Annotated in this window: 13 protein-coding genes; 12 read left to right on the top strand and 1 reads right to left on the bottom strand. The window is 71.7% G+C overall.

The genetic code is table 11. The features are described from left to right. Positions 1-15: 15 nt before the first annotated feature. Positions 16-621 carry a DUF1707 domain-containing protein gene (locus ABH926_RS03735; protein ID WP_370363857.1) on the bottom strand — a complete coding sequence of 202 codons (606 nt, stop codon included), beginning with the start codon at positions 619-621 and terminating at the stop codon, positions 16-18. 116 nt (positions 622-737) lie between these two features. Between ABH926_RS03735 and hisI the strand changes: the two genes are divergently transcribed. The 12 genes from hisI (at position 738) to ABH926_RS03675 (ending at position 11,928) form a co-directional block, all read left to right on the top strand. After that, positions 738-1,166: a phosphoribosyl-AMP cyclohydrolase gene (hisI, locus tag ABH926_RS03730; protein WP_370363856.1), complete on the top strand. Its 429-nt coding sequence runs from the start codon at positions 738-740 to the stop codon at positions 1,164-1,166. Beyond that, the gene (locus tag ABH926_RS03725; RefSeq protein WP_370363855.1) at positions 1,163-2,713 is read left to right on the top strand and encodes an anthranilate synthase component I; all 1,551 of its coding nucleotides are present in this window, start codon (positions 1,163-1,165) and stop codon (positions 2,711-2,713) included. The genes hisI and ABH926_RS03725 overlap by 4 nt, the downstream gene beginning before the upstream one ends. 14 nt (positions 2,714-2,727) lie before the next feature. Then, on the top strand, positions 2,728-3,462 hold the full coding sequence (locus ABH926_RS03720) for a Trp biosynthesis-associated membrane protein (RefSeq protein WP_370363854.1): 735 nt from the start codon (positions 2,728-2,730) through the stop codon (positions 3,460-3,462). 54 nt (positions 3,463-3,516) lie between these two features. Then, complete coding sequence (locus ABH926_RS03715) at positions 3,517-3,723, top strand: HGxxPAAW family protein (RefSeq protein WP_370363853.1); 207 nt, start codon at positions 3,517-3,519, stop codon at positions 3,721-3,723. A gap of 214 nt (positions 3,724-3,937) precedes the next feature. Then, positions 3,938-4,762 (top strand): indole-3-glycerol phosphate synthase TrpC, encoded by an 825-nt coding sequence (gene trpC, locus ABH926_RS03710; RefSeq protein WP_370363852.1) that lies wholly within the window; start codon positions 3,938-3,940, stop codon positions 4,760-4,762. Positions 4,763-4,927: 165 nt separating this feature from the next. Then, positions 4,928-6,244, top strand: coding sequence for a tryptophan synthase subunit beta (gene trpB / locus ABH926_RS03705; protein WP_370363851.1), 1,317 nt, complete (start codon positions 4,928-4,930; stop codon positions 6,242-6,244). After that, the gene (trpA, locus tag ABH926_RS03700) at positions 6,241-7,050 is read left to right on the top strand and encodes a tryptophan synthase subunit alpha (protein ID WP_370363850.1); all 810 of its coding nucleotides are present in this window, start codon (positions 6,241-6,243) and stop codon (positions 7,048-7,050) included. The genes trpB and trpA overlap by 4 nt, the downstream gene beginning before the upstream one ends. Positions 7,051-7,206: 156 nt before the next feature. Beyond that, a complete protein-coding gene (locus ABH926_RS03695) occupies positions 7,207-7,737 on the top strand; it encodes a MauE/DoxX family redox-associated membrane protein (protein ID WP_370363849.1) in 531 nt (176 codons plus the stop codon). Between the two features lie 80 nt (positions 7,738-7,817). Then, positions 7,818-8,666, top strand: coding sequence for a DsbA family protein (locus tag ABH926_RS03690; protein ID WP_370363848.1), 849 nt, complete (start codon positions 7,818-7,820; stop codon positions 8,664-8,666). Between the two features lie 230 nt (positions 8,667-8,896). Next, on the top strand, positions 8,897-9,868 hold the full coding sequence (locus tag ABH926_RS03685) for a thioredoxin domain-containing protein (protein ID WP_370363847.1): 972 nt from the start codon (positions 8,897-8,899) through the stop codon (positions 9,866-9,868). Between the two features lie 73 nt (positions 9,869-9,941). Then, a complete protein-coding gene (gene lgt, locus ABH926_RS03680) occupies positions 9,942-11,066 on the top strand; it encodes a prolipoprotein diacylglyceryl transferase (protein ID WP_370363846.1) in 1,125 nt (374 codons plus the stop codon). Positions 11,067-11,091: 25 nt separating this feature from the next. Beyond that, positions 11,092-11,928: a VIT1/CCC1 transporter family protein gene (locus ABH926_RS03675; protein WP_370363845.1), complete on the top strand. Its 837-nt coding sequence runs from the start codon at positions 11,092-11,094 to the stop codon at positions 11,926-11,928. The last annotated feature ends 38 nt before the right edge of the window (positions 11,929-11,966 follow it).

Here is an 11,966-nt window from a genome sequence, read left to right as displayed (position 1 = left end):
ATAGATACGCGGAGATCAGGCGGGGCTGTCGTTCGACGGTCCCGCCTCGCCCGGCTTCTGCCAGCGCGCCACCACCGAGCCGTGCTTGTTCCGTCCGACCAGGCGGACGTGCAGGACCTCGGGCGTGGCGTCGTCGGGGTTGGTGATGTCCACGCCGCCGTGGCGCACCGACAGCTCGTTGGCGTCCACCGTCATGCCCGGGCCGAGCAGGAGCGTCACGCCGTTGCCGCGTCCGCGCATCTCGATGATCAGCTCGGGCCCGCTGCGCACGGCGCTGGTCAGGTCCAGCGTGATCGGGCACCACAGGGTACGCAGCAGCAGCCGGTGCGGCAGCTTCCACCGGCCCTCGCGGCGCACCGGACCGTGCTTCTCGCGGATCCTCACCACTTCTTCGGCCGAAGCCGCAGGCGCCGGGACCACGCTGGTTCCCGGTTCCAGGTCCGCGGTCAGCGGAGCCAGCGCCTCGAAGGTGCGCGCGGACAGCGCCGTCTCCACGCGTTCGTCGTACTCCGCGGGGTCGAGCCGGCCGTCGGAGACGGCGGTCCGCAGCGTGTCGATGACCTGGTCGCGGTCCGCGTCGGACGCGCGCAGCGCAGGTGACTTGGCCGGGTCGGTCGACATACGGGCTCCCCTGATTCAGTGGTGACGACCCTCACGTTATATCGCAATCGGGCCGGCCGGTCATAGGAAGTGAACCCGCGCGACGGGCCGCCGGGGCCGCGGGCGACAATGGGTGCATGACCGACGAAGTCCCCGCCCCCGTCCTGGCCCCCGCGATCGCCGCCCGGCTCAAGCGCGACGAGCACGGCCTGTTCGCCGCCATCGCGCAGCAGCACGACACCGGCGAGGTGCTGATGCTGGCGTGGATGGACGACGAGGCGCTGCGGCGCACGCTGACTAGCGGGCGGGTCACGTATTGGTCGCGCTCGCGCCGGGAGTACTGGACCAAGGGGGACACCTCGGGCAACGTCCAGGTGCTGAAATCGGCCGCGCTGGACTGCGACGGCGACGCGGTGCTGCTGAAGGTGGACCAGAGCGGCGGCGCGTGCCACACCGGGGACCGGACCTGCTTCGACGCCGGGGAGCTGCCGCTGGGCCCGGCCTCAAGCGCGAGCGCGGACTCGGCGCCGGCGGCGCGCGGGCCTCTGGGAGAATCGGCGGCATGACGGCCTTCCCCCCAGGGGTGGACACCCCGGACCTGCCGACTTTCCGCGAGCTGGCTGAGGACCGCCGGGTGATCCCGGTGGTGCGGCGGGTGCTGGCCGACGGCGAGACGCCGGTCGGGCTCTACCGCAAGCTCGCCGGGGAGCGGCCCGGCACCTTCCTGCTGGAGTCGGCCGAGCACGGCATCTGGTCGCGGTACTCCTTCGTCGGCGTCAGCACCGGAGCGGCGCTGAGCGAGAAGGACGGCGCGGCGCACTGGATCGGCGAGCCGCCGGTCGGGCTGCCCACCGGCGGCGACCCGATGGACGTGCTGCGCCAGACCCTGGAGCTGCTGCACACCCCGCATCTGCCGGGGCTGCCGCCGCTGACCGGCGGGCTGGTCGGGTACATGGGCTACGACGCCGTGCGCCGCCTGGAGCGGCTGCCGGAACTGGCCAAGGACGACCTGCGGATCCCGGAGCTGACCTTCCTGCTCAGCCTGGACCTGGCGGTGCTGGACCACGCCGACGGCTCGGTGTGGCTGATCGCCAACGTGGTGAACCACGACAACCTGCCCTCCGGCGTCGAGGCCGCCTACGCCCGGGCCGTGGAGCGGCTGGACGCGATGACCGCCGCGCTGAACGAGCCGGTGGTGAACACGCCGGTGGTGTACGACCCGGCGGTGGCGCCGGAGTTCAGCGCCAACCGCACCCCCGAGGACTACCGCGAGACGGTGCTGCGCTGCATCGAGGAGATCAAGTCCGGCGAGGCGTTCCAGATCGTGGTGAGCCAGCGCTTCGAGGCCCCCGTCGAGGCCTCGGCGCTGGACGTCTACCGGGTGCTGCGCGCGACGAACCCGAGCCCGTACATGTACCTGCTGCGCATCCCCGGCCCCGACGGCGGCGCCGAGGGCGGCTTCGACATCGTCGGCTCCTCGCCCGAGGCCCTGGTGAAGGTCACCGAGGGGCGCGCGATGCTGCACCCGATCGCCGGCACCCGCCCGCGCGGCGCCGACCCCGAGCAGGACGCGCAGCTGGCCGCCGACCTGCTGGCCGACCCCAAGGAGCGCGCCGAGCACCTGATGCTCGTCGACCTCGGCCGCAACGACCTGGGCCGGATCGCCGCGCCGGGCTCGGTGGAGGTCGTGGACTTCATGGCGGTCGAGCGCTACAGCCACGTGATGCACATCGTCTCCACGGTGATCGGCGACCTGGCCGAGGGCAGGACCGCCTTCGACGCGGTCGCCGCCACCTTCCCGGCCGGCACCCTGTCCGGCGCCCCGAAGCCGCGCGCCATGGAGATCATCGAGCAGAACGAGCCGACCCGCCGCGGCCTGTACGGCGGCATCGTCGGCTACCTGGACTTCGCCGGCGACGCCGACACCGCCATCGCGATCCGCACCGTGCTGATCCGCGACGGCGTGGCCTTCGTACAGGCCGGAGCCGGGATCGTGGCCGACTCGGACCCGGTCGCGGAGGACCAGGAGTGCCGGAACAAGGCGATGGCCGTGCTGAAGGCGGTCGCGGTCGCCGGCACGATGCGCTCGGCGGTCGGGGAGGTGGCGCGGTGAGTGCGGGAGCTGGGATGAGCGGAGCTGGAGCCGGCGGCGAGGCGGCGGCTGTCGAACCCGCGGCCGGAGCGGCCCGCACCACCACTCGCCGCACCACCACCCGCCGCGAGCTGACCCTCACCGTCCTGCTCGCCCTCCTCGGCGGGGTCCTCGCCTGGGCCGCGGCCGGCCGCCCCTGGGCCACCGCGACCGTCGGCCAGGCGCCGAACACGCTCAAGGTCGCGGCCAGCGGCAACGACCTGTCCGCCGGCGTCACCGCGCTCGGCCTCACCGCGCTGGCCGGCGGCCTGGCGCTGTTCGCGACCCAGCGGCTGGCGCGGCGCCTGGTCGGCGTGCTGCTGATCGCGGCCGGCGTCGGCGCGGCGGTCTACGCGTTCGGCGAGCGCGGGGCGAGTCATGCCTCACATGTGCTGGCCGGCAAGGCCGCCGCCAAGGGCTACGCCGTCGGGCACGTCGCGGCGCACACGGCCGCCTGGTGGCTGCTCGCGGCGGTCGGCGGGGTGCTGGTCGTGCTGGCCGGTGTGGCGACCGTGATACGCGGTGCGGCCTGGCCCGGGATGTCGTCGCGCTATGACAACGCCGCGACCGGGAAGGCCGCCGCGCGCGCCGTCGGCACCGGCAGCTCCAAGGACCTGTGGGACGCCCTGGACCGCGGCGAGGACCCCACCGGCGAACCCGCCGGTGACCCCGCCGGCGACCCCGCCGAGGCGTCCGCCGCGCTCAGCCCCACCCCGGGCACGGAGCATTAGGCCGAATCGGCGACAATGGATGCGCCTGAATCATCTGTAAGTGCTAGGAGCACCATGTCGTCATCCCACGGTGAGGACCACGGCAGCACCCCGGCTGCCTGGACCGCTGTCTTCCTCTGCATCATCGGCTTCCTGATCGGCGGCGCGGGCCTGGTGGCCGCCATCCCGGCGCTCGCCATCGTCGGCGGCGGGATCGCCGTGCTTTCCCCGATCGTCGGCAAGGCCATGTCCGCGATGGGTCTGGGCGCCGCCGCGAAGTAGCCGCTCCGGCCCGGAGAACGGGCCCGGACCTGCGGATCCGCAGTCTTGGGAGCCCGCCGCGCAGTGCCGCGGCGGGCTCCGGGTTCGTCCCACGAGAAGATCACTGGACTTCGGAGACCCTCCGGAGCCGCTAGAGTGAGACGTCGGACACGCCGCCCACACCGCGGACGGCGGTGTCCCACCTGGTGAGGCGATCGAGGGGAGCTGACGGCGGATGAACGTACTTGCCGAGATCATCGAAGGCGTCCGCCTCGACCTTGCCGAGCGCCAGGAGAAGATCAGCCTGGACGACCTCAAGGCCCGGGTGGCGCGCATGGACAGCGCCATCGACGGCGTCGAGGCGCTGCGCCGCGGCGGGGCCGGCGGCGACGGCGTGAAGGTGATCGCCGAGGTCAAGCGCTCCTCGCCGTCCAAGGGCGCGCTGGCCGCCATCGCGGACCCCGCGGGCCTGGCCGCCGACTACGAGGCCGGCGGCGCCACCGTCATCTCGGTGCTCACCGAGCAGCGCCGCTTCGGCGGCTCGCTGGCCGACCTGGACGACGTCCGCCAGAAGGTGGACATCGCGGTCCTGCGCAAGGACTTCATCGTCACCAGCTACCAGCTCTGGGAGGCCCGCGCGCACGGCGCAGACCTCGCGCTGCTGATCGTCGCCGCGCTCGAGCAGCCGGCCCTGGAGTCGCTGATCGAGCGGGCCGTGTCCATCGGCCTGACCCCGCTGGTCGAGGTGCACGACGAGGAAGAGGTGCGCCGCGCGCTGGACGCCGGTGCCCGCCTGGTCGGCGTCAACGCCCGCGACCTGAAGACGCTGGAGGTCCGGCGCGACACCTTCGCGCGGCTGGCCCCGATGATCCCGGACGGCGTCGTGCGCGTCGCCGAGTCCGGGGTGCGCGGCCCGCACGACCTGATCGCCTACGCCAACGCCGGCGCCGACGCGGTGCTGGTCGGCGAGTCGCTGGTGACCGGCAAGGACCCGCGCGCCTCGGTCGCCGACCTGGTCGCGGCCGGCGCGCATCCCGCGCTGCGGAACGGGCGCGCCTAAGCGTCCGCGGAGACGGTAGAGTCCAGGATCGTGATGTCGAGCAAGCCCAGGGCCGCCGCCCGCCGCCGCCCCTGGTGGCGGCACGCGCCGGCGGCGCGCCGATGGCAGGAAGCGTAACCACCGCTTCCGTCATAGCTGTTCACATCACTCATACGGGACATCTCCATGTCTGATCAGCCAGATCCGCATTCATCGTCAGACCCTCGCGCCGAGATCATCTCCGCGTACGCGGCCACGGCCGCGATGCCCGACGACGCCGGGCACTTCCCCACCGACGACGCCCTGTTCGGCGGCCGCTTCATGCCCGAGGCGCTGATGGCCGTCCTGAAGGAGGTCACCGAGGCCTACGAGACCTCGAAGACCGACCCGGAGTTCCACCGGGAGTTCGCCGACCTCCTGCTGTCCTACGCGAACCGCCCGAGCCTGCTCACCGAGGCCCGCAACCTCTCGGCGCGCGCCGGGGCCCGCATCCTGCTCAAGCGCGAGGACCTGAACCACACCGGCTCGCACAAGATCAACAACGTGCTGGGCCAGGCCCTGCTGGCCAAGCGCATGGGCAAGACCCGGCTCATCGCCGAGACCGGCGCCGGCCAGCACGGCGTGGCCACCGCGACCGCCGCGGCGCTGCTGGGCTTGGACTGCGTCGTCTACATGGGCGCCGAGGACACCAAGCGGCAGGCGCTGAACGTGGCGCGGATGCGCATGCTCGGCGCCGAGGTGGTGCCGGTCGCGATCGGCTCGCAGACCCTGAAGGACGCGATCAACGAGGCCCTGCGCGACTGGGTCGCCAGCGCCGACACCACCTACTACCTGCTCGGCACCGCCGCCGGTCCGCATCCGTTCCCGGCGATGGTCCGCGACTTCGCCCGGGTCATCGGCGTGGAGGCGCGCCGGCAGACCCTGGAGCTCACCGGCGCGCTGCCGGACGCGGTGTGCGCCTGTGTCGGCGGCGGCTCCAACGCGATCGGCGTGTTCCACGCCTTCGTGCCGGACGAGTCCGTGAAGCTGTACGGCTTCGAGGCCGGCGGCTCCGGCGTGGCCACCGGCCTGCACGCGGCCTCCATCACCGGCGGCTCGGTCGGCGTCCTGCACGGCACCCGCACCTACCTGCTCCAGGACGAGAACGGCCAGACCAAGGAGAGCCACAGCATCTCCGCGGGCCTGGACTACCCGGCCGTCGGGCCGGAGCACGCCTGGCTGCACGCCACCGGCCGCGCCGTCTACGAGCCCGTGGACGACGCCGAGGCGATGGACGCCTTCCGCGTCCTGTGCGAGACCGAGGGCATCATCCCGGCCATCGAGTCCGCGCACGCGCTGGCCGGCGCCCTGCGCATCGCGCCGCGGCTCGCGGAGGAGCTCGGGCGCGAACCGGTGATCGTGGTGAACCTCTCCGGCCGTGGCGACAAGGACATGCACACGGCGGCGGCGTACTTTGGTGTCGACTTTGACGACGATGGGCACAGCGAGGGGGGAGAGCTGTGAACCGGCTCCAGGACGTGCTCAAGAACGCGCGGGCGGAGAACCGCGCGGTCCTCATCGGCTACCTGCCGGCGGGCTACCCGTCGGTGGACGGCTCCATCGACGCCATGCGCGCCATGGTCGAGGGCGGCTGCGACATCATCGAGGTCGGCCTGCCGTACTCCGACCCGGCGATGGACGGCCCGGTCATCCAGGCCGCCGCCGACCAGGCGCTGGCCCGCGGCGTGCGCACCGCGGACGTCATCCGGGCCGCCGGGGCGGTCGCCGACACCGGCGCGGCCGCGCTGATCATGTCGTACTGGAACCCGATCGAGCACTACGGCGTCGACCGCTTCGCCGCGGAGCTGGCCGCGGTCGGCGGCAGCGGCGTCATCACCCCGGACCTGATCCCCGAGGAGGCCGGCCCCTGGATCACCGCGACCGACGCGCACGGCGTCAGCCGGGTGTTCCTGGTCGCGCCGAGCTCCACGCCCGAGCGCATCGCGCTCACCGCCGAGGCCTGCACCGGCTTCGTCTACGCCGGCGCGGTCATGGGCGTCACCGGGGCCCGCGACCAGGTCGGGCACGCGGCCCGAGCCCTGGTCGAGCGGACCCGGCAGGCCACCGACGCCCCGGTCTGCGTCGGGCTCGGCGTCTCCACCGGCGAGCAGGCCGCCGAGATCGCCGCCTACGCGGACGGCGTGATCGTCGGCTCGGCGTTCGTGCGGCGGCTGCTGGACAACCGCGACCCGCGCAAGGGCGTCGACGCCGTCCGGGAGCTGGCGGCCGAGCTCGCCGACGGCGTCCGGCGGGGGAGCAAGGCGCGCTAGCGGTCGCGCACGGTAGCTGAGAAAGCGCTAGGAAGTTCCCTCGCGGGGGTGGTGGTACTCCCGCGAGGGTCTTCTGTGCCTGTAATTTATGAAGCCCGCCCAGACTTGTGGCGCGCACGCGCCGACACCGTCCGAGGACAGAAGGTTATGACTTCTATGGCTTCCAAGGCCCCCGCCAAGGGCAAGGACGCGCCCACGTCCGGCGGCATCCGCGGCTTCATGGACACCTACCAGCAGTGGATCAGCCTCGGCATGCGGCTGCTGCTGGCGGCGATGTGGCTCTTCTACAGCCTGGGCAAGCTGGGCTCCCCGGAGAGCAACGCCCAGAGCGTGCGCGACTTCAAGATCCTGCCTGAGTCGCTGGTGACGCCCTTCGGCTACGCGCAGCCCTACTTCGAGATGGCCCTGGGCATCCTTCTCATCCTGGGCCTGGGCACCCGGCTGGTGGCGATCTTCTCCGCGCTGCTGCTGCTGGTGTACATCGGCGGGATCATCTCCCTGGGCGCCCGCGGCATCGCGATCAGCTGCGGCTGCGGCGGCAGCGGCGGCCTGGTGCCCAAGGGCCACACCCGCTACACCCTGGACGTGCTGCGAGACCTGCTCTACATGGTCCCGGCGGCGTGGCTGATCTGGAAGCCGACCTCCAAGCTCTCGCTGGAGCGCGCGCTGCTGGGCGACCCGATCTGACCCGACCGGACCCGAGCGGACCGTGACCCGATCCGCCCTGTCCGATTGTTCCGCAAATAGGACCCCTGCACGATGGGGTCATGACGACCTCTGGCGGCAGCGGCCCGCGACGCACCGGACGGGAGCGCGCCGCCGAGGCGCGCCGCCAGCAGGCCGCCGCCGAGCGGCGCCGCAAGCAGCTGGTCGTCGGCGGTGTGACGCTCGCGGTGATCGCGCTGGCCGTGCTGATCGGCGTGCTGGTGCAGAACAACAAGTCGGCCAACAGCAAGAACGCGCGCAACGCCTACGGAGCCGGCCAGCCCTTCGCCGCGCCCTCCGGCGTCGCCCCGAGCCCGGGGACCCCCGCGGACCCCGGCGCGATCGTCTTCGGCAAGCCCGACGCCAAGGTCACCGTCGAGGTGGACGAGGACGTCCGCTGCCCGTTCTGCAAAGAGGCCGAGTCGTTCTTCGGCGCCACCAACAAGGAGTACGCCGACGCCGGCAAGATCCAGGTCCACTACCGCCTGGTCGACCTCATCGACCGCAACGGCGGCGGGCAGGGCTCGCTGGTCGGCGGGGCGACGCTGGCCTGCGCCGCGGACGTCGGCCAGACCGAGTTCATCGCCTTCCACGACCTGATCTACAAGAACCAGCCCGACGAGACCACCGACACCTACGGCAGCGTCGACTACATGCTCAACCTCGCCAGCCAGGTCCCGAACCTGCGCAGCGCCACCTTCGACAAGTGCGCGACCAGCGGCAAGTACGCGCAGTGGATCAAGGACAACTACACCTGGCTGAACACCAAGCTGGGCGGCAACGTCGGCACCCCCGACATCTACATCGACGGAACGCCGTTCCCCCTCAAGGACCCCAACGCGGTCCCGGGTACCCAGCAGACCGCCGACTACAAGGCCGCGCTCGACGCCGCCGTAGCCAAGCAGGGCTGACCCGCCTGCGCGTTTGCCCGCGCACCGCCTCCGCTCCCGGCCGCCGACCCTCGATGCCCCTGGCACATCGCAGGGGTCGGCGGCCTAAAAGTTCCTGAAGGATTTGGCGCAACCCGCAGCACCTCCAGTGCGTTTTCAGGCAGTCACCGCATAGGATGCGGTGCGCGTGCCCGGGTCCGAGCCGAGGCGCGCCCTCCACCAGACGGAACCGGACAGGACTGTTAACGACGATGAGCCAGGCGAACCGGGTAGGGAAGCAGAACGCTCGCGAGCGGGTGTTGGCGGAGAAGATCGCCCGCCAAAAGGCTGAGCGCCGCCGCAAGCAGATGACCATCGGCGGGGTCGTCGTTCTGGTCGTCGCGGTGGCCGGCGGTGTCGGCATCGCCGTGTCGGCCGCCAAGCACAACAGCACGCCCTACCTCGCCCCGGCCGCCGCCGTGGTCGACCCGCAGGCCAAGTCCAGCAAGGCCACGGGCATCCACATCGGCTCCGACGACGCGCCGGTGAAGATGAACGTCTTCGAGGACTTCCGCTGCCCGGTCTGCCAGGAGGTCGAGACGGCCGTCGAGCCGACCTACCGGCAGTACGTCGAGGCCGGCAAGCTGCAGATCACCTACCACCCGGCGCGCGTCATCGACAGCCACAACAACGGCACCGGCTCGCTCAACGGCGCCAACGCCGCGGCCTGCGCGCAGGACCAGAGCCAGTTCATGCCGCTGCACGACCTGCTCTACGCGAACCAGCCGAACGAGCAGACCGACCCGTGGGCGGACAAGTCGGCCCTGCTGAAGATCGCCGACGAGATCCCGGCGCTGAAGAACAGCGCGGACTTCCAGGCCTGCGTGACCGGCGGTACGCACAACGGCTGGGTCCAGGCCAACGCCGACAACTTCAACAAGCTGGGCCTGCCGGGCACCCCCACGGTGTTCATCGACGGCCAGCAGCTGTCCTTCACCCAGACCAGCGCCGACGCGGTCCTGCAGTACTTCCAGGGCCAGCTGGACGCGGCGTTCAAGAAGGACGGCGGCAAGGCCGGCACCCCGACCACGATCCCGACCGCGCCGACCTCGGCGCCGTCCTCGGGCTCGTCCTCCGCGCCGTCCAGCGGGGCGAGCTCCTCCGGCGCGCCGGCCTCGACGCCGCCGTCGTCCTCGGGCAGCTCCTCCTCGTCCGCGCCCACCCCGACCTCGTCGAAGTCCTGACCCTCACCGTCTGATCCTTGCGTCGGGCCCGGGTTCCGGGCCCGACTCACACTCCCGAGGACGCCCGCCCCCGATGAGCCTCACCGTCGCCCACCAGGCCGCCACCTATCTCGCGGACATCCCGAGTCCGACCAAGGCCCAGTACCACCTGGGCCCGATCCCGATCCGGATGTACGCCATGTGCATCCTGGCGGGCATCCTCGTCGCCGTCTGGCTCGGCGACAAGCGCTGGCGCGCCCGCGGCGGCAAGCCGCAGGAGGTCGTCGACATCGCCATCTGGGCGGTGCCGTTCGGTCTGGTGGGCGGGCGTCTGTACCACGTGATCACGACCTCGGCGCCGTACTTCGGCAAGGACGGGGACCCGGTCAAGGCGTTCTACGTCTGGCAGGGGGGCCTGGGCATCTGGGGCGCCATCGCCCTGGGCGCGGTCGGCGCCTACATCGGCTGCCGCCGGCGCGGGGCGAGCCTGCGCACGTTCGCCGACGCCACGGCGCCGGGCATCGTGCTGGCCCAGGCGCTGGGCCGCTGGGGCAACTGGTTCAACAACGAGCTGTACGGCAGCCACACCAGCCTGCCGTGGGGTCTGAACGTCCACGTCATGGACACCACGACCCAGACCGCGGTGCTCGGCCCGGACGGCAAGGCCGAGCTGGTCGCCGGCGGGCCGTTCCACCCGACGTTCCTGTACGAGTCGATCTGGTGCGTGGGCGTGGCCGCGCTGTGCCTGTGGGCCGACCGGCGGTTCAAGCTCGGCCACGGCCGGGTGTTCGCGGTGTACGTCGCGGCCTACACCGTGGGCCGGTTCTGGATCGAGTCGCTGCGCATCGACGACGCGCACCACTTCCTGGGCATGCGCCTGAACGACTGGACCGCGATCATCGTGTTCCTCGGCGCGGTCGCGTACTTCGTGTGGTCCCGGCGGGCCCTGCCCGGGCGCGAGACGACGCCGTACCGCACGGTCGCGGTCGCCGAAGACGCAGGTGAGGAAGCCCTTACTGAGGGTGCCCTTGTTGGCGAACAGGCTGGCGAACCTGAAAAACTGGCTGAGGACTCCGAGCCGGCCGCCGAAGAAGAATCAGAAGAACCTGAAGAATCGGCAGAACGCGACGAATCAGCAGACCCCGAAGCATCGGAAGAACCCGGTGTCGCTGTGATTCCGGCGCAAGACGGCAAGGTGAGCGAGTCCTCGAACCCGTAACACCGCCTCTGCCTGGATCGAGTCGATGAATCACCCTGACGTCTCTGTTCTCACCACCGACCCGACAACCGATAGCACCGAGGACGCCGCCACCGGATCCGGGGACTCCGGATCCGGGGACTCCGGATCCGGCCCGGCCGACCGTTCCCACCCGGCCTACCAGGGCCCGTCGATCCCCAAGAACCACCACCGCGACGTCAACGGCGGTTGGCTGCGGCCGGCCGTCTTCGGCGTCACCGACGGCCTGGTGTCCAACTTCTCGCTGATCGCCGGCATGGCCGGCGGCGACGCGGCGCACAAGACCATCGTCCTGACCGGGCTGGCCGGCCTGGTGGCCGGCGCCTGCTCGATGGCGGCCGGCGAGTTCATCTCGGTGGCCAGCCAGACCGAGGTCACCCAGGCCGAGATCGAGATGGAGCGGCTGGAGCTGGCCCGGCGCCCGGCCGCGGAGATGAGGGAGCTCGCCGAGTTCCTCACCGAGCGCGGCCTGGACCCCGACCTGGCCCTGGAGGCGGCGCGGCAGATCCACCGCGACCCGGACCAGGCGCTGATCGTGCACGTGCAGGAGGAGCTCGGGGTGGACCCGACCGACCTGCCGAGCCCGGTGGTGGCCGCGGTGTCCAGCTTCGGGTCGTTCGCGATCGGCGCGGTGCTGCCGCTGCTGCCGTACCTGCTGGGGATGAGCCGGCTGTGGGTGGCGATGCTGCTGGCCTTCGGCGGACTGTTCGCGTGCGGGGCGATAGTCTCGCGCGTGTCCTCCCGCTCGTGGTGGTTCTCCGGGCTGCGCCAGCTGCTGTTCGGCGCGGTCGCCGCCGTGGTGACCTTCGGACTTGGCGCGCTGATCGGCGGACATCTGGGTTGACGGACATCCGGGCTGAGTTCAATGGTGTAAAAATCACA

The sequence above is a fragment of the Catenulispora sp. GP43 genome (assembly GCF_041260665.1).
GTDB lineage: Bacteria > Actinomycetota > Actinomycetes > Streptomycetales > Catenulisporaceae > Catenulispora.
Note: the sequence above shows the minus strand (reverse complement) of the source record. Positions and strands in the feature narration are given on the sequence as shown.